Here is a 23,913-nt window from a genome sequence, read left to right on the forward strand (position 1 = left end):
CAGCCGGCCTCAATCCTCGACCAGCCGCTTCAGCAAGCCGACGGCGCCGGCGAGTTCGTCCTGCTCCCGCGCCGACAGCCGCGCGGCGATGGTGCGCGACAGCCAGTCCTGCCGCGCGGCGCGGCCGGTGCGCAGCCGCTCGCGGCAGCTATCGGTGAGCGACATGATGGTTTGCCGGCCGTCGTCCGGATCCGGCGCGCCGCGGACCAGGCCCGCAGCCTCGAGCGCCGATATCGCCGAGCTCATCGACTGCGGACGCATGCCCTCCGATCGCGCCAGGCTGGACACGGTCGCGGGACCGTCCTTTTCGAGGCGAAGCAGCACCGCAACCTGGGAAGGCGGGAGGTCCTCGCGCTGGCCCTGCTCGCGAAGCCGCCGCTTCAGCGTTCCAATCAACAGGCGAAGATCTTCGGCGAGCGCGGATGTGCGCGCCGAGCCGGGACGGGCCGGTACATTGCTCATGCCGGATCGGATAGCAAATATGAAGGTAAACTGTAAAGATTATCTTCGCAGTTTATCTGCATACGTGCCCTGCTGCAGCCAACCGGCTGGTCTGACGCTGCTCGCGGCCGGCACGCGAGAGCGTCCACGCGCGTGTGACGCCGGCCAGGCCTCTGCGGAGAAATGAAATGGATGGTGAGGGCTTCGAGCGCCTCAGCGCAATGGTGCGCGCTTACTCGGGCGCAGCGTCGCTGCTTGCCGCGGCCTCGTACATCTCGCGCGCGCGCCTGGTCACGGCCGCATAGCGCGCCGTCGCGCTGAGGCTCATAAGGCCGGCGCGCACCAGTCCGAGAATGGCGCGTCGGGAGTGGAACGGTCCGGTCTTGCTCGCGGCATATCCGCGCGGATAGAGCTGCAGGCGGCCGGCGAGCGCTTCCTGCAACGCCATCTTCTGGGTTGCGCTCAGGCGCCGGCGCCGCGCGGGCTTGCTTGCTTCCGCCAACATGCGCAGCTCGATGCCCGACGGTTTTCGTGGTGCGCCCTTCATTGTCAGCTCACATTCCGGCCGACTGGCGCGACCTTCCGCGAGGCCCGGCGCCCGGCCGGCATCGCCATGGACGCCGGCATGTGGCACATCATGGCTTGCGCTGTTGCTCATTCGTGAGACAGAACCGCATTTCGAGCAGCGGCGGCATCTGACGAAGGTCAGGACCGGTTGTGACGAAAGTCATATTCGTTTGCGACCGCTGCCGGCTTACGCCAGAGTGGGCTGCTCGCTGAGCTGATGGGCAACGCATGATCGATCTGAGCGCGGATTTGCTTGCGGCCGCAGAAGCCGACGTCATCGGTCTCGCCGTCATCGGCGCCGATCGAAGCATGCAGCGGAAGATCGGCCGGCTGGTCGAGTGGCTTCCCGCAACCGGCGTCGATTGCTGCGAGTGTGTGTTGCTGGTCGGCATGGAAGCCGAGTTGGCGGCGCTTGCCCAAGGCCAGCGGGACATGATTGCGCTGGCCGGTGTGCGTGGCGCGTCGCCTGACATCACGCAGCCGATGACGGCGGTCGTGCTCTGGAACGGTGCGCAGTCGCATTACTTCGTCATCGCCATGCCGGATTTTGCCGGCCGTCAGGTCGAAACGCTGCTCGGCAGCGAGCGCCGCGCCCGGCGCCTGATGGAGCAGCAGCTCGAGGCGGCGAGCGCGGAGGTGCGCTTTGCCTCGCTGGCGCGGACGCGGCTGCGGCTGGCGCGCGATCTGCACGATACGCTGGTGCACTCGATCGTGGCGCTGCTGACCCAGATCCGGCTGATCCGGCATTATCTGTCGGCTGATCCCGCCCGTGTGGCGGACAGCCTTGCGACCGCTGAAGATGCGGCCGCGAGCGGCCTTTCGCGCGCCCGCGAAGCTATCGATCGCCTGCGCACGCCCGACGACCTGAAGCTTGATCCCGACGTCGAGGGGCTGCTCAGCGACTTCGCCGCACGCAGCGGCGTCAGGGTGTCGATCCAGATCGACGAAGCGGCGCGCCCCGGCTTGCGCGATTGCGGCTTGACGGTTCAGCGCATTCTCAGCGAGGCACTGCGCAATGTTCAGACGCATGCGCAGGCGCGCCGCGTCTCCTTTCACGCTTTCGACGAACCGGCCGCGGTCGGCCGCAAGCTGATTGTCGAGATCCGCGATGACGGCCGCGGCTTCGATCTCGCGGTCCCGACGCCAGGACATTTCGGATTGATTGGAATGGCCGAATTTGCTGAACTTGTCGGCGGCAGCTGTGCGGTGGAGAGCGCGCCCGGGCAGGGAACGCTGGTCCGGATCTCGCTCCCCGTGGCGGTGCCGCCGGCAGCGTCTGCCGGCGTGCTGGCCGAGTGAATTCGTTGCCGCGCGTTCAACGCGTTTTCGAGAGGATGACGGAAAGCCCGTGAGCAGAATTGAGAAGATACGGGTGCTGATCGCCGAGGATCAGACCCTGATCAGGGAAGGTATCGCCACGCTGCTTGCCCAGCAGAACGACGATTTCGAGATCCTTCCCGGCGCGGCCGATGGCGAGCAGGCCATCGAATTCGCGCGGCGCTATCGGCCGGATGTCATCCTGATGGATTTGCAGATGCCGCGGGTCGACGGCATCGCCGCGACCCAGCGGATTCTCCGCGAATTGCCGCAGACCCATATCGTGGTGCTGACGACGTTCGAGACCAACGATCTGATCTTCGAGGCGGTGAGCGCAGGCGCCAAGGCGTATCTCCTGAAGGACGCCAGGATGGAGGAGATCGCCTCGACGATCCGCGCGGTGATCAACGGCCAGTCCGGGCTTTCGCCCAGCGTCGCCGCGCGCATCCTCGATGAATTCAAGCGGCTGCGCGGTCCGCGCGTCTCGGCGAAGCTGCCGGTTCGTGACGGGCTGACGGCGCGGGAGAATGAAATTCTTACGCTGATCGTCGAGGGCAAGAGCAACACCGAGATCGGCGAGCAGCTGCATTTGGCGGAAGGAACCGTGAAGAACTATGTCAGCACGATTCTGGAGAAATGCCAGGTCAAGAACCGTACAGAACTCGCAATAAAGGCAATAACTTACTAGAAATAATTGGCCGCGATCGCACAACCACGCGGTTGATCCGGCTGAGATTGCTCGCCTTTCTCTGGGCCGCGCCCGCAAAATTGGCTATAGGGTTGTTTCGGATTTGCTTTTTGACACCGCAGGTCCGGATTGCGCGGCTATGAGTAAGCGGGAAATGACCATGAAGGGTATCGAGCGCCAGACCAAAGGTACGGACGGACCGGCGGACGCTCCGGCGGCCGGCAACGGCGCGGACGCCGTGGCGCATGGCATGGCGGCGATCGATCAGGTCCGCGACCTGCTGTTCGGCGGTGCGCAACGTTCGCTCGAGACCAACCTCTCGGGCCTGCGCGAGGAGATGCAGGCATCGCTCAAGCAGATGCAGGCGGACTTCACCAACGAGCTCACCGCGCTTTCTGCGCGGCTCTCCGACCTCGAGCGTGATACCGAGCAAAAGCGGCTCGACTCGCTGAAGGATGTCGGCGCGGCGATCACCCAGCTCGGCTCGGTCATCAGCGGATTGGGATCCGACCGCACGGGCAAATAGCATGGCAGCTGCTGCCGGCCAGAACCGCGAGATCGAGCAGCTCAAGACATTGCTGTTTCAGCCCGAGGCGACGCGTCTGACGTCGCTGGAGGCCGACCTCGACTCGCTGCAGCGCTATGTCGGCAACGCCGACCGCCTGGAGACGGCAACCGCGGGCATCCTGGTCGAGGCGCTGGAGCGCGCCGAGGTCAACCGGCCGCGCGAGCTCGCCAGTGCGATTGCGCCGGTTGTGGTCTCGGCGATCCGCAGCGAGATCAAGAATTCGCGCGAGCAGATGATCGAGGCGCTCTATCCGATCGTCGGCCGGCTGGTCAGCGCCGCGGTGGCGAATTCGTTCAGGGAGCTGGTTGCCTCGCTCGAGCAGCGCATCAATGCGTTGACCTCGGCGCAGTTGTGGGTCGGCCGCGTCAAGTCGCTGGTGACGGGGCGCCCGATCAGCGAATTCGTGCTCGCCGACCAGCCGCCGCAGATCAACCGGCTCCTGATCATCGAACGCGGCAATGGCCGCCTGATCGCGGACTGGAAGCGCGAAGCGACCGCCGACGAACGCGCCGACCTGCTCAGCGCGATGGTCGCGGCGATCCTGGAATTCTCCGTGCAGGCGTTGGCCGGCGAAGGCAATCTGCAAACGCTCGATTTCGGCGGACGGCAGCTCGCGCTGCGCGCCTCGCCGCGCTTTATCCTGGCGGCGGAGTGCCTGGGACCGCTGCGTCCCGCCGACAACGCCAGGATCAACTCGCTGTTCTTCGATGCGATCGAGCGCATCGACCGCGGCGCGGATTGCGACGGGCCGATGCTGGCGTCGCTGGCAGCCGCGATCGAGGCCGACGATACGCCACCCAGGATCGCGAGCCGGCGCGGCAAGGTGATCCTTTTCGCCTTGCTCGCGGCGGTGGCTGCGCTGTTGCTCTGGCTTGCCGCGACGTCGGTGACGCGCGGTCTTGTGGAGCGGCGGACCCAGGCGGCGCTGGAACAGCTCGCCGCAAAGCAGCCGTTGCTGGCCTCGTTCCCGCTGCGGCTCGAGTTTGATCACGGCAGCCGAAGCGTGGCCGTTTCAGGCATAGAGCCGAGCCAGCTGGAGACCGCGCCGTTGATCGATGCGCTCGCCGCGGCCGCGGCACCGTACAAGATCGTCAACCACATCGGTCTGGTGTCCGCACCGGAGCAAATCGCGGCATCGCAGGCCGGCATCGCGCGCCTGCAGCAGAGCCTGACGCGCCTGCAGGCGAGCCTCGACCAGATGCGCGAGGCGATCGGTGCGCAGGCGAAGTCGGGCGACCAGAAATATGCCGCCCTGACCGAGCAATCTGACAAGCTCGGCGAGCAGTACGCCAAACTGGGCGAGCAATATGCGAAGCTGCAGTCCGTCGTCGACGGCCCGGCGGCGCGGCTCGACCGCTTCATCGCCACGACCGCGATCTTCTTCGCGAACAATTCAGACGAGGTCCTCGACAACGACCAGGCCGAGCAGCAGCTGCGCGAGCTCGCCGGACTAATGGCGAACAACGATCTCAGGCTGCGCATCGTCGGCTATGCCGATCAGAGCGGCACGGAAGGCACCAACCGGACGCTGGCGCGCAAGCGGGCCGAGCAGGTCCAGCGCAGGCTGACCGCGCTGGGGGTCGATCCGTCGCGGCTGATTTTGGTTTCGCGCGCCGCGACGATGCCGATCACCGACCGGGTCGACGCCACCGTCGGCGGCAATCGCCGCGTGGCGTTCGAGACGGTCTATCGAGGCGAAGTGGCCCGCTGATGCTCACCGCGAAAGTCATGCTGCTCGGCGATATGGGGGTCGGCAAGACGTCGATCCTCTATCGGCTGATCTACAACCGGTTCGAGGGCCAGTACAAATCGACGCTGGGCGTCGAGATCCTGAGCCACGACGTGGTGCCGGCGGACGGCGGCGATCCGATGCGCCTCGTGCTGTGGGACACCGACGGTGATTTCGGCACGCAGATCTTCGACACCGTCTATGTCACCGGCGCCTCCGCCGCCATCATCGTGTCCGACGTCACGCGGCCGCAGACGGTGACCCGCATGGTCGAACTGGTCCGCGGCTTCGAGGAGCGCTTCCCCGGCCGGCCCTACCGGGCGCTGCTGAACAAGATCGATCTGCCGGAAGCCGCGGGCAGCGCGGGCGCGATTGCCGAGCTCGCCAGGTCGAGCGTCAAATCGGTCAGCGCCAAGACCGGCGTCGGCATTGCCGAGAGCTTTGTCGAACTTGCCCAGACCATCCGCCGCCGCCAGCTCTAGATTTCTGTTTGACGCGTTACTTCGCGCGAACCGGTATCCACTTCGCTCGAAAACGCTCGCCTCACATCGAACGCGCGCTGGTGTCAGCCGTCCCGACTTCTCGGGGCTGGCGAATCGGGCCGGGACGGCTGACTTCATCGCACGTGGGGCGTACGATGAAAGGCTCTCGCGCGGGCGCTGAGGCCGCACGCCGCCAACAGCACCACGCCGTCCCACACTCCGATAGTGACGATGGTCATCTTCCGCTCGGCCAATGGCCTGCCTATCGTCCGCCGGTCACTGGAAACAGCCACGGGACGAACGGTGTCTCGGGCGCATGGAGCGAGAGATCATGGGCATTTTTGGAAGCATCATGGGTGCAATCTTCGGCCACGGCGCCCAGGCCAAGACCGCTGAGAGCACGACGGCGGCAGCGCCCGGCGCAGCGCCATCGGCGTCGACGTCTGCATCCGCTGCGTCCGGCACCGCGGCGGCACAAACCGTCGACGTCGCCGCGATCGTCGACAAGGCGGCCGCGGCGACCGGCGAGAAGCTCGACTGGCGCAGCTCGATCGTCGACCTGATGAAGGCGCTCGGTCTCGACAGCGGCCTTGCGGCGCGCAAGGAGCTCGCGAAGGAGCTGCACTACACCGGCGACACCAGCAACACCGCCACCATGAATGTCTGGCTGCATCAGCAGGTGATGGCCAAGCTCGCCGCCAATGGCGGCAAGCTGCCGGATGACATCAAGACCTGACGTCCTGCCTCCAGCCGCGCGCGGCGCTCGCGCCCGCGCGGTTCCGAACGATGTGTATTGCGTGAGGAGCAGTTGCGATGACCTCATCTCATCCTGCCATCATGAACCGGCAGCGGCCTGCCATGCTGCGGTTTGGCGCGGCGCTCGCTGCGGGAATTGGATTCGTTGCGCTGGCGCTCGGCATCCATGTCGCCATCGCCCGCGCGGATAATTCCGCCGACGAGGCGCACCCGGCCAATGCGAATGTGCAACGCGCGGCGCAGAACCTGCCGCCGGCGCGGGTCATCCTGCCGGCGCCATGGGAGCAGGCCGCGCCTGCGCAGCCGGTCGCGGCGCCCGCGAAGCCGGCCGATCGCAAATAATCTTTCGTCCCCTTGGAGCGGCCGGCGATCCGGTCGCCGCGCCGTGCCATCGCATCCATTCGGAAAACAGGAGATCCCATGCTGAAGGAATTCAGGGAATTCGCCATGAAGGGCAACGTCGTCGATCTCGCCGTCGGCGTGATCATCGGTGCGGCGTTCGGCGCGATCGTCTCGTCGATGGTGGCCGATGTCATCATGCCGATCATCGGCGCGGTCAGCGGCGGGCTCGACTTCTCCAACTATTTCACCGCGCTGTCGAAGTCGGTGACGGCGACCAACCTTGCCGATGCCAAGAAGCAGGGCGCGGTGCTGGCCTGGGGCAACTTCCTGACCCTGACGCTCAACTTCCTGATCGTCGCCTTCGTGCTGTTCATCGTGGTCCGCCTCATGAACCAGCTCAAGCGCGAAGCGCCCGCGGCGCCGGCCGAACCGCCGAAGCCGACCAAAGATCAGGATCTGCTCACCGAGATCCGCGATCTCCTCAAGTCGCGCGCGTAGTAACCGCTGCGAATGCCACTGCGTACAGCCCCCAGCTCTGGAGCCTCACCATGCCAGATCAGGTCAAGCTGCCCCGAAAATTGTCGCAAGAGCCCGGTGGTGCAGAGCCGCTACGGCCGAGCCACCGGCGGGTCATCGAGGAACTCGATCGCTGGGCCAATAGCCCCGGCCTGCAGCCGCCGAGCGATGAAGAAAAGCCGGACGACGACAAGCGCTAGCGCCGGCAGGGGACCGCAAACGTAGTCGGATCACGCCAGCTGCGGTCAAGCCCGCCGCGCCGTCGCGATCAGCGCGGTCGACGGAATCGCGAAGCTGTCGCCGACCCGCCTGCGCGCGATCTCGGCGCGGAAGGCGCGCGCGACTGCGGCGCTCTGGTCGGCATCGAGCCCGCTCCAATGCGGCATGAACTCGAACAATTTGTCGACGTCGGCGGGATTGGCGACATTGAGCTTGAAGTCGTGGGTGATCTCGGCAATCGCCGGATCGGAGAAGTCGGCGGCGATGAGCGCAGCGGCGAGGCGGCCGGGATCGGCGAGCTCGGCGAGGCCCGTGCAGGGCATCGGCGTGACGTTGTCAGGATAGAGCCGCCGGATGATCTGCGAGAGCAAGAGATGCACGGCGGCGCCATCGGCGCTTTTCCAGACCGCAATCGCCGCCGATCCGCCTGGTCGCGTCACCCGCGCCATCTCGCAGAGGCCGGCGCGCCAGTCCGGAAACAGCATCACGCCGAACACCGACACCGCCGCGTCGAAGGCGGCATCCGGCAGGTCGAGCGCCTGGCCGTCCATCTGCCGCGCCTCGATATTTGGAAGCCCATGCGCATGGACCCGCGCCACCATGCCGGCGGAAAAGTCGATCGCAGTGACCTGGGCCCCGGTGCGGGCGGCGGCCAGCGCCGCGGCGCCGGTGCCGGTGGCGACGTCGATCACCCTGGATGATGGGTCGATCGGCAGCGTTGCGACTGCGGCGTCGGCGAACAATGTCGTGAACGGCTGCGACTGTGCCTCGTAGGCGGCGACCATTTTGTCCCAGTGCGCGGGATCGTTGTACGGCAGAGGTTTCGCCTGCTCACTTGACTGCATGAATCTGGTCCTCGAGACTTTGCTTGTGTTTGGCGAGCCGACGCTTGAAATCCCTCGCGAGCGCATCGAGCGTTACCGCGCCGAGCCGCTTCAGGAACAGCGCTTCGACCTCGCGAAACGTGTCTCCGAGCGCGTCGTTGACGGCCTGTTCGACCAGGCAGCCGGGATTTTCCGAGCGATGGCCCATCGCGACGATCGTGGGCGCGCCGACCGCGCGATAGATGTCCGCGAGCGTGGTGTCGGCGGGATCGCGCGCCAGCGTCCAGCCGCCGCCATGGCCCTTCTCCGAATGCACCAGGCCCTGCTCGCGCAGCCCCGCCATCACGCGGCGCACCACCACCGGGTTGGTGGCCATCGCCTGCGCAAGTTGCTCCGACGTGACCGGCTCGCCGGCCCCGATCATGTGGAGCAGGCCATGCAGGACACTGGACAGACGGCTATCTCGGATCATGTAACTTCATATGTTACATGACGCGGCGGCCGTCAAGGGGGCGATGGCGGGCTCCTGGTCGCCCTCCTACCTCCCCTTGAAAAGGGGAGGTCGCTTTGCTCGTCAGAGCAAAGCGGGTGGGGATCAGCTCGCTCCACTTGCAGCGTCGTCTGCGGCTGACCCCCATCCCGACCTTCCCCCTTTCAGGGGGAAGGAGAAGAGATCAAGGACCTGCACCTCGGCTTTGATTGTTCAACCGAGATTCGCGTGCCGGATTTTGCGGCGCCGCCCGTTTAATCCGCATCGGGGTCGTTGGCAGGGGCGGTATCGTGGGCAGTGTGGCGGTCGATCGGATGTTGCGGGATGCGGTGGCGCATTACGGCGCGGGCCGCGCGGCGGAGGCCGGCACGCTGTGCGGCGACATCCTCACCGCCGATCCCGACCACGTTCTGGCGCTGCATCTGTCCGCCGTCATCGCCTTCGTGACCGATCGTGCCGCGGAAGGCGCGCTGCTGCTGAATCGGGTCTTCAACCTCGATCCGGATCATGCACCGGCTTTCGCCACACTCGGCGACGCGCTCGCCGTGAAGGGCGAGCACGAAGGCGCGGCGGCGGCGTTCCGGCGCGGCGTCACGCTGCGGCCGGACGATGCCGGCCTGCACATCAAGCTCGGCGTTGCGCTGTGCGATCTGTCGCGTTTCGACGAGGCCGAGACCGCGTTCCGCCGTGCGATCGCACTCGATGGCGGCCTGACGCGGGCGCGGTTCAACCTCGCCGTCGCGCTGGCCGGGCAGCAGCGGCCGGTCGAGGCGGAACAGGCCTATCGCGAGGTGATCGCGCGCGATCCGGTCTATCGCGGCGTCTGGCTCAACCTCGGCAATGTGTTGAGCGATCAGAAAAGGCACGAAGCGGCCGCCACGGCCTATCGCCGCGGACTTGCCGCGGATCCCGACAATGTCGGGCTGCATTGCGGCCTTGGCGCGGCGCTCTATCGCCAGGGCTTGCTGGAGGATGCGATCCTGCACTACCGCCGCGCGATCGCACTCGATCCCGGCAACATCGCGCCGCAGCGCCTGCTGGCCATGGTGCTGCACGAGGCGGGCGAACGCGATGAGGCTATCCGCATCTATCGGCAAGTCTCGGCCCGCGACCCGTCCGATCACGTCATCCTCAACAATCTCGGCGCCTGCCTGTTCGAGCTCGGAGAGGTCGACGACGCCATCGCCTGCGCCGAGCTCGCGCTGGCGCTGAAGCCGGACTACGCCGCCGCGCACACCAATCTCGGGATCATCTTCGAGGCGCAGAACCTGGTCGAGGCCGCGGTCGCCGCGCATCGGCGCGCCATCGAGCTCGAGCCGCTCTATGCCAAGGGCCACGCCAATCTCGCGGTCGCGCTGCGCAATGCCGGCGAGATCGATGCCGCGCTCGTCGCGTCGCGCCGGGCCATCGCGCTCGATCCCGAGCAGCCACTGGCGCACTACAACCACGCGCATTTCCTGCTGATGAACGGCGAGTTCGAGGAGGGCTTTGAGGGGTATCAGTGGCGCCGCAAGACCAGGATGCTCAGCGACGGCGATCCCGTGTTCGACGAGCAGGAATGGCAGGGCGAGCCGCTTGCCGGACGTACGCTGCTGCTGTTTGCCGAATATGGACTCGGCGACGCCATCAATTTCGTCCGCTATGTGCCGATGCTGGCGGGCAGGGGCGGCCGGATCATTCTGCAGGTGCAGCCGGCGCTGGTCGCGCTGCTGCGGCCGATGCTGTCCGATGTCGCGGTGTTCGCGCGCGGCGAGCCGCTGCCGCCGTTCGATCTGCAACTGCCGCTGCTGAGCTTGCCGCGGATCTTCCGCACCACCGTCGAGACCATTCCCGCAGCGATATCCTATCTGCAGGCGGATGCCGGCAAGCTCGCGCGTTGGCGCGAGGCGCTCGCCGGCGTGACTGCACTGAAGGTCGGCGTGGTCTGGGCCGGCAATCCCAGGCACAAGGGTGACCGCCAGCGCTCGCTGCCGGCGGACGCGGTGCTGCCGCGGCTGGTCACATCAGGCGTGCAGCTCTACAGCCTGCAGAAGGAGCCGCGGCCGGACGATGCTCCGGTGCTGCGGGGCCTTGGCGCAGGTATCGTCGACCTCGCGCCGATGCTCGGCGATTTCGCCGACACCGCGGCGGCCGTCTGCGCGCTCGATCTCGTGATCGCCGTCGACACCTCGGTGGCGCATCTTGCCGGCGCGTTGGGCCGCCCGGTCTGGATGCTGTGTCCATATGCGCTTGACTGGCGCTGGCTGCGCGATCGCGCCGACACGCCCTGGTATCCGACCATGCGGCTGTTCCGCCAGGACAAGCCGCAGGCCTGGGACCGCGTGCTGGCCCGCGTGTCGGACGAGCTTGCGCGCGTCGCGGCCGGCGAGGGCGCGCTGCTGCTGCCGGCAGCGGCGAAGTGATCGGCCATCACCCCGCACTCATCCCCTGCGCGCCGCCGAGCAGCTTCACGTTGAGCCGGCCGCCGTCGAACAGCATCTCGTTCAGCGCTCCGTCGATGTCGTCAGCGGTGACATCCTGGCCTCCCTCGCGGGCGATGCTGGCCTGCGCGATGCGGCGCATCAGCTCCTTGATGAAGGCGGCGCTGACGCCGGCGGTGCGCTGCACCGCTTCGTCGACGATCGGCTGCTCCAGCGGCAGGCCTTTGCCGTACAGCCGGATCAGCTTGCCGCGTCCGGTCTCGTCGGGCAGCGGCACCTCGATGGCCTGGTCGATGCGGCCGGGCCGGCCGGCCAGCGCGCCTTCCAGCTCTTCCGGCCGATTGGTGGTCAGCACGAACAGGATGTCGCAGTCCTCCTTCAGGCCGTCCATCTCGTTGAGCAGCTTGTTGAGCAGGGATTCCTCGCACGGTCCGCCCATGTCCTCGCGGTCGCGTGCGATCAGATCGACATCCTCGATCACGACCATGGTCGGCTGCAGCAGCCGGGCAAGACTCATATAGGCGCCCAGAAGGCCGACCTGCTCGGCGGTGATGATCAGCGTTGTGTGGTTTGGCAGGTTGGTGGCGAGATAGCGGATGGTGTGGGTCTTGCCGGTGCCGGGCGGGCCGTAGAGCAGGATGCCCTTGCGGGTCGACTGGCCGAGCCCGCGCAACAGATCGCGGCTCTCGACAAAACCGAGCACGTTGCGGTCGAGCAGCCGCAGCGTCCGGTCCGGCAGGATCACGTCGTCGCGAGCGACCGTCGGCAGGCGATGCACGGTCAAGCCACGCGAACGTCCGCGATAGTTGGCGCCATCCTCCAGCGACAGGATCTTGCCGCGATAGGATCGCGCTGCATGCACGGCGGCTTCCAGTTCGGAGAAGGTGCGCTGCACGAAAGCATTGCCGGCCGCCCCCGCGGGCAACGCAAGCTCGATTCGCAGCGACGGCTCGTGATTATATTCGCGATGGAACGTCAGCAGCACGGCGTAGCGCAGTTCGCCGGTTCGGCACAGCCATAGTCCATTGGCAAGGCATTTCACCGGCTCGGCCTCGCCGATATCGACGTCGCGATATTGCGGCGGCGCGATCGCCGGCGCATTGCGGCCGGCCTTCATCAGCGCCGCGAAGTCGAGCGTCTCGTAGCGATATTCCTCATGGATGCCGAAGAAATGGATTGGATCGGTGAGCAGCTTGTCGATCGCGACCTGAACGTCGGCGCGCATGTGGCCCGGAAACTGTCGCGCCCGTGTCACGATCAGGTTGCGCGGAACGCCGGCGAAATGCCAGTCGAGCGCAACGTAAGCGGACCGAAACGTCTCGCCCGGCAATTCTTCCGAGCTGCGGCGTGCAGCGAGCAGGCATTCGCTGCACAGCGACGCAGTCGTACCGGGGATCAGAATCTCCGTCACGGCCCTCGGGGCTTCGCAGAGATCGCAGGGGCGGCTGGCGTCGGCGGATTCGGTGGTGATCATCAACGGCTGGCCGTTCGAGCGGATCAGCCACTTCGCCGAGTTGAAGATTGCCCGTGCGACCGGTCCCGGATAGGGGCCGCACGGAATGGCGCCCTTGGCCTCGATCAAGGCAGCGGATGCGATGGCTTCCTGCTCGGATTTCCCGAACACCGTGCGCAACAAATCCTGCACGAATTCCAGCGGGGTCTCGTCGTCGTCGTGAATGAAGAGCCGCACCGGACCGTCGTCGCTAAACACGTCGTGCATGAGACCTCCGAAACGCAATTGGGAACAAAAGAACAAAATAAGAACATCATGGCGGCTCCTGCGCGTCAAGCGAAAGTTTCTGCCGTCTCATCCCTGACGTGTAGTGAGCCGATCGGCCGGGAACGCGCACTGGAAGTGTAAACGCGGCTCAACGCCTGTGACGATTGTGTTGCGGCAAATGCCAAGAGATGGCCGTCACAGCGGCAAACTTCCGACACACCATCGGGGCGAAAAGGAGTATCCGACATGGCGCGAGCGCGAGAGCAGATTCCTCCCAAGGGTTTGCGGTCGCGCAGTTATTTTATGAGGCCCTCGTGTCGCACAAACTTCGCCTTGCGCTGCTTCTCGTCTTCACTTTGTTCGTCTCTCCCGCGTTCGCGCAGCCGGCCGCCAAGCCGGCGCCGCCGCAACCCGTTACCAACGACGCGCTGACGCCCGAGCAGGCCAAGCGCGCGCTCGACACGCTGCAGGACGACAAGAAACGCGGCGAGATCATCAACACGCTGCGCGCCATCGCCAATGCCTCGCCGCAGGCGGCGGCGCAGCCGGCGCCCGAGCAGCCGCAGTCATCGATCCCGCTCACCGCCGACAGCCTTGGTGCGCAGCTGTTGCTGATGGTGTCCGAGCAGGTCGGTGAGATGTCGCGCGAGGTCGCCGACGTCGCGCGCACGCTGACGCATTTCCCGGCGTTCTATTACTGGTTCGTGCGCACCGCCAATGATCCGGTCGCCTATGGCCTCTTGATCGATATCGCCTGGAAGCTGGCGCTGGTGTTCGGCTGCGCGCTGGCCGCCGAATGGGTGGTGTTCCGCCTGATCAAGCGGCCGGTCGCGTTCCTGGAAGCGCGGCTGCCGCAGACCGCGCGCATGCCGGTGCAGACGCTCGCCAGCGTCGATCCGCCGTCGTCGGTTGCCGACGTCACGCCGGCGCCCGAGTTGCAGCGGCGCCGGCTGAGCCTGGCGCGGGCCTGGCAGTCGCTGATCCGGCTGCCCTTCGTGCTTGGGCGCCTGTTGCTCGAATTGCTGCCGGTCGTCGTGTTCGGCGGCATCGCCACCGCGCTGCTCGGCACCGAGATCGGCGATCAATCGACCACGCGGCTCGTGATCCTTGCCGTCGTCAACGCCTATGTGTTCTCGCGCGTCTTGATCTGCGCGGTGCGCGCGCTGGCAGGGCCGTTCGGCCTGTTCCGCGTCCGTGCCGAGACCGCGGCCTATATCGAGATCTGGGCCCGGCGGATCGTTGCCGTCGGCGTCTCCGGCATCGCCTTTGCCAATGTCGCGCTGCTGCTCGGGCTGCATCGCGCCGGCTATGCCGCGCTGATCCGGCTCGTGATGCTGGTGGTGCATCTCTTTGTAGTCGTCATCATCCTGCAGTGCCGCCGCCAGGTCGCCGACGTCATCCGCGCGCCGGCCGATCGCACCGGGCTTGCGGCGCGGACGCGCAACCGGCTCGCGGCACTCTGGCATGTGCTGGCGATCGCGCTCGACCTCGCGCTGTGGGCGGTGTGGGCGCTCAACATCCGCAACGGCTATTCGCTGCTGCTGCAATATTTCGTCGGCACCATCGCGGTGCTGCTGGTTACCCGCCTCGTCACCATGGTGGTGCTGAGCCTGATCGATCGCGGCTTCCGCATCAGCCCGGAACTGATCCAGCGCTTCCCGGGGCTCGAGACCCGCGCCAACCGCTATCTGCCGCTGCTGCGCAAGGTGGTCACGGCGGTGATCGCCTTCATTGGCTTCGTCGCGCTGCTCGAGGTCTGGGGTGTCGACGCCATCGTCTGGTTCTATGGCGGCCAGATCGGAAGCCGCCTGATCTCGGCGCTGGTGACGATCGGGATCGCCGCGCTGGCCGCGGCCGTGATCTGGGAAGTCGCCAATGCGCTGATGGATCGGCAGATCGACACCCTGTCGCGCGACGGGCATTACGCCCGCGCCGCGCGCTTGCGCACCTTCCAGCCGATGCTGCGAACCGCGCTGTTCTGCATGATCGTCGCGGTGGTCGGGCTCACGGCGCTCAGCGAGATCGGCGTCAATGTGGCGCCGCTGCTCGCCGGCGCCGGCATCGTCGGCATCGCGATCGGCTTCGGCTCGCAGAAGCTGGTGCAGGACCTCATCACGGGGCTGTTCCTCCTGATCGAGAACACCGTGCAGGTCGGCGACAACGTCACGGTGTCGGGCCTGTCGGGCGTGGTCGAGAACGTCTCGATCCGCACCATGCGGCTGCGCGCCGGCGATGGCTCGGTGCACGTCGTGCCGTTCAGCGCGGTGACGACGATCACCAACTCCAGCCGCGGCGCCGGCAATGCCGCGGTCAGCGTCAACGTGTCCTACAAGGAGGACACCGACCGCGCCGGCGAGGTGCTGAAGGACATCGTCGCCGGGATGCGCCAGGAGACGGCGTATCGCGCATTCATCCGAGGCGACCTCGAATTGTGGGGCGTCGACAAGGTCGACGGCTCGGTCGTGACCATCGTCGGCCAGATCCGCTGCACCGATAGCGGCCGCTGGGCGGTGCAGCGCGAGTTCAACCGCCGCATGAAGCGGCGCTTCCAGGAGGAGGGCATCGAGATCGCCTCGATGGGCCAGACCATCCTGATGCAGCTTCCTCCACCCTCCGAGCCCGATACCAACGCCCAGCCGCGCCGCGCGGCGGGGTGATTCCTGACCCTCATCCTGAGGAGCCCGCATAGCGGGCGTCTCGAAGGATGTAGGCCACAGACGGGCCTCATGGTTCGAGACGCACATTCGCGCTCCTCACCATGAGGGGCATTATCCGTCTCACGGTTGCGACACGTCTCGCGACCGTGAGACGGTCGCGGCGCTCCTGAGCCCGAAGACCGGCGCGCAGCCGGCCGAAATCCGGCCGTTCTCACCCATTCCTTGCGACTTCCTCCGCTGGCACAGCGCTTGCTGATCGTCATGCAATGCGCGGCAAGACGCATTGCACGACTGAACCCAACGCGAAGGAAGGAAACGCACATGGAGCTTGGATACTTCACCATGCCCTCGCACCCGCCGGAGTGCGGATTGAAGGAGGGCCACGACTGGGACCTGCAGACGATGCGCTGGCTCGACGAGCTCGGCTATCAGGAAGCCTGGATCGGCGAGCACCACACCGCGCCGTGGGAGCCGCACCCGTCGCCCGACCTGCTGGTGGCGCAGGCGCTGCTGCAGACCAAGAATCTGCGCATCGGGCCCGGCGGCTTCCTGCTGCCGTATCATCATCCCGCTGAACTCGCGAACCGCGTTGCGATGCTCGATCATCTCTCGAACGGGCGCCTCAACTTCGGCGTCGCGGCCTCGGGCCTGCCGAGCGACTGGGCGATGTTCAATGTCGACGGCATGTCGGGCCAGAACCGCGATATGACCCGCGAGGCGCTCGAGATCATCCTGAAGATGTGGTCCGAACCGGCTCCCTGGACGCACAAGGGCAAATATTGGACGGTGAGCAAGCCGGACACGATGTTCGACTTCCTCAAGCCGCACATCAAGCCGTTGCAGGGGCCGCACCCGCCGATCGGCGTCGCCGGCCTGTCGAAGAACTCCGACACGCTCAAGCTCGCCGGCGAGCGCGGCTTCATCCCGATGAGCCTCAACCTCAACCCTGCCTATGTCGGCAGCCACTGGGATTCGGTCGAGGCCGGTGCTGCCAAGACCGGCCGCAAGCCGAGCCGCAAGGACTGGCGGCTGGTGCGCGAGGTGTTCGTGGCGGATACCGACGAGGAGGCGTGGAAGCTCTCGACCGGCGACATGATGGGCCGGATGATGAGCGAGTACTTCCTGCCGCTGCTCGGCCATTTCGGCTTCAAGGACTATCTGAAGCACGCGCCCGACGTGCCCGACAGCGACGTCACCGTCGAATATTGCGCGCGCCGGAATTGGATCGTCGGCTCGCCCGCGACGGTCACCGAGAAGATCGAGAAGATCTACCGGGAGGTCGGCGGCTTCGGCGTCCTCTGTGTGTTCGGCTTCGACTACAAGCACAAGCCGGAAGCCTGGCGGCACTCGCTGGACCTGCTCAAGAACGAGGTGATGCCGCGGCTCAAGCATCTCGGCGCCGAGTTCGAGAAGGCTGCATGACAGCTGCGCGGGGTGCGGGGCTTGCCTCGCACCCCGCGTCGCATATCTTGAACGGAGTGTTTTTTATCGAAGCATGATCCGGAGAAGTGCAAAGCGGTTTTCCGGGCAAGATCATGCTCAAACAGGGCTTGCGGCATGACGGTCGACGCACAGAGTTTCAAGCAGGCGATGCGCCATTGCGCGGGCGCCGTCGCGCTGGTGACGGTCGGCTCCGAGACCGGGCAGCGCACCGGCCTGACCGTGACCTCGGCCTGCTCGCTGTCGGACAATCCACCCTCGGTGCTGGTCTGCGTTAACCGTAACGCCAGCGCGCATCAGCGCATCCGCGAGGAGCGCCATTTCGTCATCAACTTCCTGAATGAAGACCACGCGCTGCTGGCGCTGACCTTCTCCGGCCAGAAGGGCGTCAACGGCGACGACCGTTTTGCGTTTGGGCGCTGGACCACCGGCGCCACCGGCGCCCCGGTGCTGGAGGATGCCGTCGCGGCGTTCGACTGCGTGCTGGCGCAGGAGCTCGAGACCAAGACCCATTCGATCTTCATCGGCGAGGTCCAGCACGTCCGCGCTGCGACCACCGTCGATCCGCTGATCTATCTGCGCAGCGGCTTCCAGAGCGTGCGCAACATCCATGATCCGGTCGAGCTCGGCGACCTCGACGCACGGCGTGTCAGCTGGAACGAGTTTTCCTGACGGATTGATCAAATCGGCGATTGTTTGGTTCGCTGCGACACTCTTTGCACTCGTCATGCCCGGCCTTGTGCCGGGCATCCACGTCCTTACTTCCTGCACGGCCAAGACGTGGATGGCCGGGACAAGCCCGGCCATGACGGAGATAGAATACGAACTCGCCAACCATTCAGCCCGATCGTCAACGCCTTGACCTTCCCGCGCAGCGTGGGCCCGGCGCGGCCGTGCGACCGCTGGCCGGGCCAACCTCATGTGAGGCGTCGCTGTCCTTGCCGTGGTCCTGCGGACGCTGCGCCGCTATGACCCCGGCGTTCTCACGACCAGTTTGATGTTCAGGAGATTGACCCCCTTGAACGGGTTGGGCGCGCTTTCGATCGTTCCTGTGCCCGTCGCATTCGCATAGGCGCCCGTGCCCGAAAGGATCGTATATTCGCCGTTTGATTTTCCGTCCTTGATCGCGCCGGTGTAACGCGCGGTGATCGCGCCTTCCTCGAACGTGTAGGTGCTGTAACCGTAATAGGAGCCCGAGCCCTTCAGCATGTCTCCTGAATGGACGAACTCCTTCACCCCGATATGGCCGTCATTGAAGACGGCGACACCAAAGAACTTGCCGGAAACGACCGTCTGCCCTTCGACGTTTGCTGCTTCGATGACCTTGACGTCGACAGGCTTGGTGACGAGCTTGAACTCGAGCACCTTCTCACCCGCTAACGCGGTCGACCCCGCAACGACGATTGCCATGCTGGAAACGAAAAAGGTGATAAAATTCCGCATAGACTCCTCCTGCGTTTGCTGAAATCAAATCAAGGAGTGCACAGCGGGCTAAACGTCATGCCCAGCATTTGCGTTGCAGCACGAAAGAGAGCCCGCGGTGATGTCCCGGCAGCGGCCGAAGCTTTCGGTACCCCAGCACGCTGGCTGGAACGCACGCATTAGTTTACGCGACGGTAGAAGGTTCAGCAAGCGTAGCCACCAACGGCTCGTGCGCATCAGATGACGCACCAGATGGCAGGTTCCGCGACATCAGAACAGCCGTGGCGTGCTATAGTGTGGTTGCATGCGAGAGAGCGACCGAGGAGGGCGCGCGACTCACCAATCCTTCTCCCCGCTGCCGTGGTCGGCCGCGCGCGCGGCAACCATCGAAGTTGCTGCGGATCGACGTACCCATGACGATTGCCGCGGGCAAATCCGGCAAGCATGTCTCGAGAAACCTCGTCACCGACAAGGAGTATCATCATGAAGATCGTTGTGATCGGCGGTACCGGACTGATCGGCTCCAGGACCGTTGCCATTCTGCGCCAGCGCGGCCATGACGTCGTCGCCGCCTCGCCGAAAAACGGCATCAATGCGATCACCGGCGAGGGGCTGCAGGAGGCGCTGGCCGGCGCGGCCGTCGTGATCGACCTCGCCAATTCGCCCTCGTTCGAGGACAAGGCGGTGATGGAATTCTTCGAGACCTCCGGCCGCAACCTGCTGGCGGCGGAGAAGCCGGCCGGCGTCAGGCACCATGTCGCGCTCTCGATCGTCGGCACCGACCGCACGCCCGAGAACGGCTACTTCCGCGCCAAGGTGGCGCAGGAGAAGCTGATCGAAGCGTCCGCCATTCCCTACACCATCATCCGCGCGACCCAGTTCATGGAATTCGTCGGCGCGATTGCCGATGCGAGCGCGGCTGGAAACACGGTCAGGCTCTCGCCCGGCCTGTTCCAGCCGATCGCGGCGGAGGACGTTTCCGCGCTCGTCGCCGATATCGCGCTCGAGCCGCCGCGCAACGGCATCGTCGAGATCGCAGGTCCCGACCGCGCGCCGTTCAACGAGATCGTCGCGCGCTACCTGAAGGCAAAAGGCGATCCGCGCGAGGTGGTCAAAGATCCCGACGCGCTCTACTGGGGCGGCCGGGTCGAGCAGCACTCGCTGGTGCCGCTCGGCGAGGCGCGCCTCGGCCGCATCGATCTGAACGAATGGCTGCGCCGCGCGCGGCCGGCGGCCTGACGGTATCGGCTATTTGAGCCACACCAGCAGCGGAACGGGCGCGCGGCCCGCGCAGGACAGCGTGCCCTCGTAATTGCGCGTCTTGCGGGCGCTGTAGGTGCAGGGCGCGCCGTCCAGCACCAGCTCGGCGGTGACCTGCGAATCCGCACCCGTGATTTGCAGCTTGATCTCTCCGGCGCGTTCGTCCGGCCCGTCCTGCGTGCAGATGCCCACATGCTTCATCTTGAGTGGTCCGGAGAACTGCCTGGGCGTGCCCGGCGCGCTTTCGGTGAGATGTCCGGTCAGCTCCCATTCGCCGAGCACGCCGGCCTGGCCGAGGATCTCCATCGCGCCAACCGGTGGCACCTGGCAAAGCGATAGCGCAACGGCGCCGAGCAGCGCCGCACCACCGTTGCGCCATGTCATCAGTGGCATCACAGCTTGCTTCCGGTCGTCTGGTGCAATTCGATCAGCTCCGGCCGCGATAGATCGGCGTCGGCCGTGAGCCGGGCGATCTGATCCGCGCATTCCTGGGTCTTGGCCTGATCGCCGGCCGCCTTGGCGCTCTTGATCATGCCGAGATAAGTCGCCAGCCGATTGGGCTCCTTCTTGAGCACGGCCTCGTAGGCGGCGAGCGCCTCTTTGGCCATGCCGCGATCGAGCAGCATCGCCGCGTAGAGCTCGCGCGCCGGCGCCAGCGGTCCCGGGGTGACGGGATGTTTCTCGGTCTTGTCTTCCGCCTCCGCGGCGGCATTCATCGCGCCGAGCGCCTCGTCGTACTTGCCGTCCGCGTACAGCACCCAGGCGCTCGCGATCTGCTGCTGGATGTCGACGATGTTGGACCAGTAGGCGTCCTTCGTGTCCTTCAACTTGTCGCGCAGCTCGACCAGCTTGGCGACATCGGCCTTGGCGGCAGCGGGATCACCGGAGCGCGCAGCGCCGACCGCGCGGGCGAAATAGGTGATGGCGTCAGCATAGGCGTATTTGGTCGGATGCACTTCAAGCGCGGCAGCACCCTTCCAGTCGCCGCGTTCGAAGACATAGCGGGCCTGGCTTGCCGCCACCGCGAAGGGGCCTGCGAACCGGTCGAGCTTGAACTGGAGCTTGCCGAGCTCGTCGACCACCGCACGCGCCTCCTTGTCCTGCCCGAGCTGCAGATACGCATAGACCAGATAGTCCATCGCGTGCGCCTGGTCCTGCTGCTCGCCGTCTTCCTTGGCAATGCGCGCGGATTCCTTGTTCGAGGGCGATCGACTCCTTCCAGTAGCCGACGCGCGTGAAGATGTGCGACGGCATGTGCTGGGCATGCGGCGCGTGTTCGGCGATCTTGGCATAGCGCATCGCCGCGGGGAGGCCCTTCTCCGCGAGCGCCGGGTAGTCGTAGAGATGGATCAGATAGTGGGCGATGCCGGGGTGCTCGGGCTGGCGCGTGAAGATCGGTTCGAGCAGCGCCGCGCCCTTCAGCTGGTTGGCGTAGGTCTTGTCGCCCGGCGAGGCCGCGACGTTGAGCGTGATCGCATAGGCGATCTGCGCCTCGTCATCGTCGGCATAGTGCGTCGCGACCTGCTCTTCGGCCGCCAGGAATCGCTGCACGCGGGTGCGGTGATCGACCTTGTCGTAGTCGACATACATCGCCGCGATCGCATCGATGTATTCCCGCTCGCGCGGGGTGCCGGCATTCAGCGCCTGGCCTTTTTTCGCAGCTTCAAGGCCGAGCGGAAGGTTTTCCGGTGGCGGCGGTGCATGCGGATTGTAGAGGTAGCTGAGCGCGATCCCCCAATAGGCGATGGCGCATTGTGGGTCGGCCTGCAGCACCTCCTCGAAGGTGCGTCGCGACGCGCTGTACCAGAACGAATGCTGATACAGCATGGCCCGATCGAACAACTCCTGCGCTTCAGGCTTGCAGGATGTTACAAAATGGACTTTGCCCAATCGTTGTTCGGTAGAATCCGAGGCGGCAGGCTGCGAAATGGTCGCGGCAATGAGGCCAACGACCACAGCGAGGGGAAACCGTGTCATGGGACCCGCTCCGTGGCGTTGAAGGCGAAAACCGTACGATATCACCTTTCCCGCACGGCCGGAACAGCAGGGGCCGTTCTGGTCTAGCTGTCCAGCGCGATCCCTAACGCCTTGATCTTCCGGTACAACGTCGCACGGCTGAGCCCGAGCGCCTTGGCCGCGTTCGTCACTCTTCCGTCATTGGCGCGCAATGCATCGACGATCGCGGCGCGTTCGCTCGCTGCGTGATCGGCCTCCACACCGCATGCGCTGAACGGCGGCAGATCGAGATCGGCCTCTGTGATGACGCCGTCCTCCGCGGTGGCGCCGGCGAGCCGCAGCACATGGCGGAGCTGGCGCATGTTGCCGGGGAACGGATAGGCCATCAGCTGCGCCCAGGCGTCGGCCGCGATGCGGCAGTGAGGTGCTTCCTCGTCGGCGATCTGCGCGATGATGTCCTTGCGGTCGGCGCGCTCGCGCAACGCGGGCAGGCGGATCTCCATGCCGCGCAGCCGGTAATACAGATCGGAGCGGAAGCTGCCGTCCTCTGCCATCCGCGCCAGATCACGATGCGTGGCGCTGATCAGGCGGATGTCGACCGCGACAGGCTTCAGCGCGCCGAGCGGCCAGACCTCGCGGTTTTCCAGCACGCGAAGCAGCCGGGTCTGCAGCGAAAGCGGCATGTCGCCGATCTCGTCGAGGAACAGCGTGCCGCCGCTGGCCTGCACGATCAGCCCCTTCGATCCCTCGCGCCGCGCGCCGGTGAAGGCGCCGGCCTCGTAGCCGAACAGCTCGGCATCGATCAGGCTCTCCGGCATCGCCGCGCAGTTCAGCGCCACATAATTGCGGCCGGCGCGATTGCTCGCGGCATGGATGGCGCGCGCAAACACGTCCTTGCCGGCGCCGGTCTCGCCATGCAGCAGGATCGGCAGATCGAGATTACCGACCGTCATCAGCCGCTTCACGCCCTTGATCAGCATGGGATCGCGGCCCGCCAGCCGGTGCAGGCCGGAAAACTGTTCGGGCGGTTGTTCGCGCGGCGGCGTGGATGGTGGACGCGGCGAACGCGCCCGCACCGGCGGCGCCAGATGGCCGCGGCCCCACGGCGTGCCGTCGGCGCGGCGCAGTGCGACCTGCTCGCCGGCGGCGCGTGTCGCGCGATCGTCCAGTTGAACCAGATGCGACAGGTCGATGCCGTCCTCGATCATCGCATCCGTCAGGCCGAACGCGGCGCGCGCCGTGCGGCAGGCGCCGACCACGCGGCGGTCGTCGTCATAGGCCAGCATGCCGTGCCCGTCGCCGGGCAGCATCGCGATCCACGAGGCGCGGTAGCGCCGGCGGAAGAACGACTGCTCGATCCGCCGCGTTGCCTCCGTGGTGACGGCGAGCGCCAGTTCATGCGCGCTGCGGCCGAGGTCGCTGCGGCATGAGGTGATGTTGACGGCGCCGGCGAGGCGGCCGGCATGATCGAACAGCGGCGACACCGCGCAGGTGAACATGTGCCACTGCTCGCGGAAATGCTCGTCGCCATGCACCAGGATCGGCCGCTGCTCGGCGAGCGCGGTGCCGAGCCCGTTGGTGCCCTCGAACGTCTCGGCGAAGTTCGAGCCGGTGTAGATCTTCCATTCCAGGAACATCCGCGCGTAGTCCCCGCCGGGCAGCCGGCTCACCAGCATGGTGGCGTTGGGATCGGCGAGGTTGACGCAGTAGCCGGAGTCGTGGAGCACGCGGGCAAGGTCCTCGAGCTCGGGGATCGCGACCTGGATCAAATCCTCCATCGGCTCGGCGAGGTGCCGGACCTCGGCCTCGGTCAGGGTCTGCGGCGGGCCGCGCCGGGCCGGATCGAGGTTGTGACTGACCACGCAGCGCCGCCAGGACGCGGCAATCCGCGTCTCGGTGTCGACGCCGGCCACCTGGTTGGCCGCCGACAAAACACGGGCGACGTGATTTGAGGCCGAAAGATTGGCCATCCAGAGGTCTCCACCCCTAATTTTCCGCGAAGTCTGGCAGTCCGCGGCCGAATGTCAATTGGCCGACGGGGTCGCGGGGCGGGAAGCATTTGGGAAGGCAGCTCTGTCCAGAGGATCAGCGAAGCGTAA

The 23,913-nt window shown here is 66.2% G+C and carries 23 protein-coding genes; 14 read left to right on the top strand and 9 right to left on the bottom strand.

All coding sequences use genetic code 11. From position 1 onward, the window contains the following. Window positions 1-9: 9 nt before the first annotated feature. Together ACVWYP_RS08255 and ACVWYP_RS08260 are read right to left on the bottom strand one after the other, a co-directional pair. Window positions 10-462 carry a MarR family winged helix-turn-helix transcriptional regulator gene (locus ACVWYP_RS08255; protein ID WP_304498358.1) on the bottom strand — a complete coding sequence of 151 codons (453 nt, stop codon included), beginning with the start codon at window positions 460-462 and terminating at the stop codon, window positions 10-12. A 211-nt stretch (window positions 463-673) separates the two neighbouring features. Then, window positions 674-1,099, bottom strand: coding sequence for a hypothetical protein (locus tag ACVWYP_RS08260; RefSeq protein WP_137481307.1), 426 nt, complete (start codon window positions 1,097-1,099; stop codon window positions 674-676). A gap of 137 nt (window positions 1,100-1,236) precedes the next feature. Between ACVWYP_RS08260 and ACVWYP_RS08265 the strand changes: the two genes are divergently transcribed. The 9 genes from ACVWYP_RS08265 (at window position 1,237) to ACVWYP_RS08305 (ending at window position 7,606) form a co-directional block, all read left to right on the top strand. Then, window positions 1,237-2,307, top strand: coding sequence for a sensor histidine kinase (locus ACVWYP_RS08265; protein WP_304498359.1), 1,071 nt, complete (start codon window positions 1,237-1,239; stop codon window positions 2,305-2,307). A 49-nt stretch (window positions 2,308-2,356) separates the two neighbouring features. Further along, window positions 2,357-3,013: a response regulator transcription factor gene (locus ACVWYP_RS08270; protein ID WP_018269507.1), complete on the top strand. Its 657-nt coding sequence runs from the start codon at window positions 2,357-2,359 to the stop codon at window positions 3,011-3,013. A gap of 139 nt (window positions 3,014-3,152) precedes the next feature. Further along, window positions 3,153-3,539 carry a hypothetical protein gene (locus ACVWYP_RS08275; RefSeq protein WP_304498360.1) on the top strand — a complete coding sequence of 129 codons (387 nt, stop codon included), beginning with the start codon at window positions 3,153-3,155 and terminating at the stop codon, window positions 3,537-3,539. A 1-nt stretch (window position 3,540) separates the two neighbouring features. Further along, window positions 3,541-5,292, top strand: coding sequence for an OmpA family protein (locus ACVWYP_RS08280; protein WP_304498361.1), 1,752 nt, complete (start codon window positions 3,541-3,543; stop codon window positions 5,290-5,292). Further along, window positions 5,292-5,792, top strand: coding sequence for a Rab family GTPase (locus ACVWYP_RS08285; protein ID WP_212054222.1), 501 nt, complete (start codon window positions 5,292-5,294; stop codon window positions 5,790-5,792). The genes ACVWYP_RS08280 and ACVWYP_RS08285 overlap by 1 nt, the downstream gene beginning before the upstream one ends. Before the next feature lie 331 nt (window positions 5,793-6,123). After that, the gene (locus tag ACVWYP_RS08290; RefSeq protein ID WP_304498362.1) at window positions 6,124-6,528 is read left to right on the top strand and encodes a DUF3597 domain-containing protein; all 405 of its coding nucleotides are present in this window, start codon (window positions 6,124-6,126) and stop codon (window positions 6,526-6,528) included. 77 nt (window positions 6,529-6,605) lie between these two features. Next, on the top strand, window positions 6,606-6,890 hold the full coding sequence (locus ACVWYP_RS08295; RefSeq protein WP_304498363.1) for a hypothetical protein: 285 nt from the start codon (window positions 6,606-6,608) through the stop codon (window positions 6,888-6,890). A gap of 78 nt (window positions 6,891-6,968) precedes the next feature. Continuing rightward, the gene (gene mscL, locus ACVWYP_RS08300) at window positions 6,969-7,388 is read left to right on the top strand and encodes a large conductance mechanosensitive channel protein MscL (RefSeq protein ID WP_028340425.1); all 420 of its coding nucleotides are present in this window, start codon (window positions 6,969-6,971) and stop codon (window positions 7,386-7,388) included. A 50-nt stretch (window positions 7,389-7,438) separates the two neighbouring features. After that, window positions 7,439-7,606: a hypothetical protein gene (locus tag ACVWYP_RS08305; protein ID WP_168857300.1), complete on the top strand. Its 168-nt coding sequence runs from the start codon at window positions 7,439-7,441 to the stop codon at window positions 7,604-7,606. Between the two features lie 45 nt (window positions 7,607-7,651). Here ACVWYP_RS08305 and ACVWYP_RS08310 read toward each other — a convergent pair whose 3' ends face one another. Both ACVWYP_RS08310 and ACVWYP_RS08315 read right to left on the bottom strand, forming a co-directional pair. Beyond that, entirely contained in the window at window positions 7,652-8,470 is an 819-nt protein-coding gene (locus ACVWYP_RS08310) for a class I SAM-dependent methyltransferase (protein ID WP_304498364.1), read from the bottom strand. Next, window positions 8,457-8,921 (bottom strand): Rrf2 family transcriptional regulator, encoded by a 465-nt coding sequence (locus tag ACVWYP_RS08315; protein WP_304498365.1) that lies wholly within the window; start codon window positions 8,919-8,921, stop codon window positions 8,457-8,459. The genes ACVWYP_RS08310 and ACVWYP_RS08315 overlap by 14 nt, the downstream gene beginning before the upstream one ends. A gap of 332 nt (window positions 8,922-9,253) precedes the next feature. On the opposite strand from ACVWYP_RS08315, the gene ACVWYP_RS08320 reads away from it, so the two are divergent. After that, window positions 9,254-11,341 carry a tetratricopeptide repeat protein gene (locus tag ACVWYP_RS08320; RefSeq protein WP_304500204.1) on the top strand — a complete coding sequence of 696 codons (2,088 nt, stop codon included), beginning with the start codon at window positions 9,254-9,256 and terminating at the stop codon, window positions 11,339-11,341. 7 nt (window positions 11,342-11,348) lie between these two features. On the opposite strand, the gene ACVWYP_RS08325 is transcribed toward ACVWYP_RS08320, so the two are convergent. Continuing rightward, window positions 11,349-13,079, bottom strand: coding sequence for an ATP-dependent Clp protease adaptor ClpS (locus tag ACVWYP_RS08325; RefSeq protein WP_304498366.1), 1,731 nt, complete (start codon window positions 13,077-13,079; stop codon window positions 11,349-11,351). Window positions 13,080-13,393: 314 nt separating this feature from the next. Between ACVWYP_RS08325 and ACVWYP_RS08330 the strand changes: the two genes are divergently transcribed. The 3 genes from ACVWYP_RS08330 to ACVWYP_RS08340 all read left to right on the top strand — a co-directional run bounded on the left by ACVWYP_RS08330 (window position 13,394) and on the right by ACVWYP_RS08340 (window position 17,848). After that, complete coding sequence (locus ACVWYP_RS08330; RefSeq protein WP_304498367.1) at window positions 13,394-15,736, top strand: mechanosensitive ion channel family protein; 2,343 nt, start codon at window positions 13,394-13,396, stop codon at window positions 15,734-15,736. 321 nt (window positions 15,737-16,057) lie between these two features. Continuing rightward, the gene (locus ACVWYP_RS08335) at window positions 16,058-17,158 is read left to right on the top strand and encodes an LLM class flavin-dependent oxidoreductase (protein ID WP_304498368.1); all 1,101 of its coding nucleotides are present in this window, start codon (window positions 16,058-16,060) and stop codon (window positions 17,156-17,158) included. A 135-nt stretch (window positions 17,159-17,293) separates the two neighbouring features. Then, window positions 17,294-17,848 carry a flavin reductase family protein gene (locus ACVWYP_RS08340; RefSeq protein WP_016847112.1) on the top strand — a complete coding sequence of 185 codons (555 nt, stop codon included), beginning with the start codon at window positions 17,294-17,296 and terminating at the stop codon, window positions 17,846-17,848. A gap of 294 nt (window positions 17,849-18,142) precedes the next feature. Here ACVWYP_RS08340 and ACVWYP_RS08345 read toward each other — a convergent pair whose 3' ends face one another. After that, window positions 18,143-18,586 (bottom strand): hypothetical protein, encoded by a 444-nt coding sequence (locus ACVWYP_RS08345; protein WP_304498369.1) that lies wholly within the window; start codon window positions 18,584-18,586, stop codon window positions 18,143-18,145. Window positions 18,587-19,081: 495 nt separating this feature from the next. On the opposite strand from ACVWYP_RS08345, the gene ACVWYP_RS08350 reads away from it, so the two are divergent. After that, window positions 19,082-19,837, top strand: coding sequence for an SDR family oxidoreductase (locus tag ACVWYP_RS08350; protein WP_304498370.1), 756 nt, complete (start codon window positions 19,082-19,084; stop codon window positions 19,835-19,837). Window positions 19,838-19,846: 9 nt separating this feature from the next. Here the strand turns inward: ACVWYP_RS08350 and ACVWYP_RS08355 are convergent, their stop codons facing one another. From ACVWYP_RS08355 to ACVWYP_RS08365, 3 genes are all read right to left on the bottom strand, one after another. After that, window positions 19,847-20,251: a hypothetical protein gene (locus tag ACVWYP_RS08355; protein ID WP_304498371.1), complete on the bottom strand. Its 405-nt coding sequence runs from the start codon at window positions 20,249-20,251 to the stop codon at window positions 19,847-19,849. A 564-nt stretch (window positions 20,252-20,815) separates the two neighbouring features. Further along, complete coding sequence (locus ACVWYP_RS08360; RefSeq protein ID WP_456684016.1) at window positions 20,816-21,880, bottom strand: hypothetical protein; 1,065 nt, start codon at window positions 21,878-21,880, stop codon at window positions 20,816-20,818. A 38-nt stretch (window positions 21,881-21,918) separates the two neighbouring features. Then, entirely contained in the window at window positions 21,919-23,784 is a 1,866-nt protein-coding gene (locus tag ACVWYP_RS08365; protein ID WP_304498373.1) for a sigma-54-dependent Fis family transcriptional regulator, read from the bottom strand. Window positions 23,785-23,913 lie beyond the last annotated feature (129 nt).

This window comes from Bradyrhizobium sp. USDA 3262, assembly GCF_054060035.1.

Excerpts from the sequence above, each read along its gene's own strand:
- ACVWYP_RS08255 (WP_304498358.1), bottom strand. The coding sequence starts at position 462 with ATGAGCAATGTACCGGCCCGTCCCGGCTCGGCGCGCACATCCGCGCTC.
- ACVWYP_RS08260 (WP_137481307.1), bottom strand. The coding sequence starts at position 1,099 with ATGAGCAACAGCGCAAGCCATGATGTGCCACATGCCGGCGTCCATGGC.
- ACVWYP_RS08265 (WP_304498359.1), top strand. The coding sequence starts at position 1,237 with ATGATCGATCTGAGCGCGGATTTGCTTGCGGCCGCAGAAGCCGACGTC.
- ACVWYP_RS08275 (WP_304498360.1), top strand. The coding sequence starts at position 3,153 with ATGAGTAAGCGGGAAATGACCATGAAGGGTATCGAGCGCCAGACCAAA.
- ACVWYP_RS08280 (WP_304498361.1), top strand. The coding sequence starts at position 3,541 with ATGGCAGCTGCTGCCGGCCAGAACCGCGAGATCGAGCAGCTCAAGACA.
- ACVWYP_RS08285 (WP_212054222.1), top strand. The coding sequence starts at position 5,292 with ATGCTCACCGCGAAAGTCATGCTGCTCGGCGATATGGGGGTCGGCAAG.
- ACVWYP_RS08290 (WP_304498362.1), top strand. The coding sequence starts at position 6,124 with ATGGGCATTTTTGGAAGCATCATGGGTGCAATCTTCGGCCACGGCGCC.
- ACVWYP_RS08295 (WP_304498363.1), top strand. The coding sequence starts at position 6,606 with ATGACCTCATCTCATCCTGCCATCATGAACCGGCAGCGGCCTGCCATG.
- mscL (WP_028340425.1), top strand. The coding sequence starts at position 6,969 with ATGCTGAAGGAATTCAGGGAATTCGCCATGAAGGGCAACGTCGTCGAT.
- ACVWYP_RS08305 (WP_168857300.1), top strand. The coding sequence starts at position 7,439 with ATGCCAGATCAGGTCAAGCTGCCCCGAAAATTGTCGCAAGAGCCCGGT.
- ACVWYP_RS08310 (WP_304498364.1), bottom strand. The coding sequence starts at position 8,470 with ATGCAGTCAAGTGAGCAGGCGAAACCTCTGCCGTACAACGATCCCGCG.
- ACVWYP_RS08315 (WP_304498365.1), bottom strand. The coding sequence starts at position 8,921 with ATGATCCGAGATAGCCGTCTGTCCAGTGTCCTGCATGGCCTGCTCCAC.
- ACVWYP_RS08320 (WP_304500204.1), top strand. The coding sequence starts at position 9,254 with ATGTTGCGGGATGCGGTGGCGCATTACGGCGCGGGCCGCGCGGCGGAG.
- ACVWYP_RS08325 (WP_304498366.1), bottom strand. The coding sequence starts at position 13,079 with ATGCACGACGTGTTTAGCGACGACGGTCCGGTGCGGCTCTTCATTCAC.
- ACVWYP_RS08335 (WP_304498368.1), top strand. The coding sequence starts at position 16,058 with ATGGAGCTTGGATACTTCACCATGCCCTCGCACCCGCCGGAGTGCGGA.
- ACVWYP_RS08340 (WP_016847112.1), top strand. The coding sequence starts at position 17,294 with ATGACGGTCGACGCACAGAGTTTCAAGCAGGCGATGCGCCATTGCGCG.
- ACVWYP_RS08345 (WP_304498369.1), bottom strand. The coding sequence starts at position 18,586 with ATGGCAATCGTCGTTGCGGGGTCGACCGCGTTAGCGGGTGAGAAGGTG.
- ACVWYP_RS08350 (WP_304498370.1), top strand. The coding sequence starts at position 19,082 with ATGAAGATCGTTGTGATCGGCGGTACCGGACTGATCGGCTCCAGGACC.
- ACVWYP_RS08355 (WP_304498371.1), bottom strand. The coding sequence starts at position 20,251 with ATGCCACTGATGACATGGCGCAACGGTGGTGCGGCGCTGCTCGGCGCC.
- ACVWYP_RS08365 (WP_304498373.1), bottom strand. The coding sequence starts at position 23,784 with ATGGCCAATCTTTCGGCCTCAAATCACGTCGCCCGTGTTTTGTCGGCG.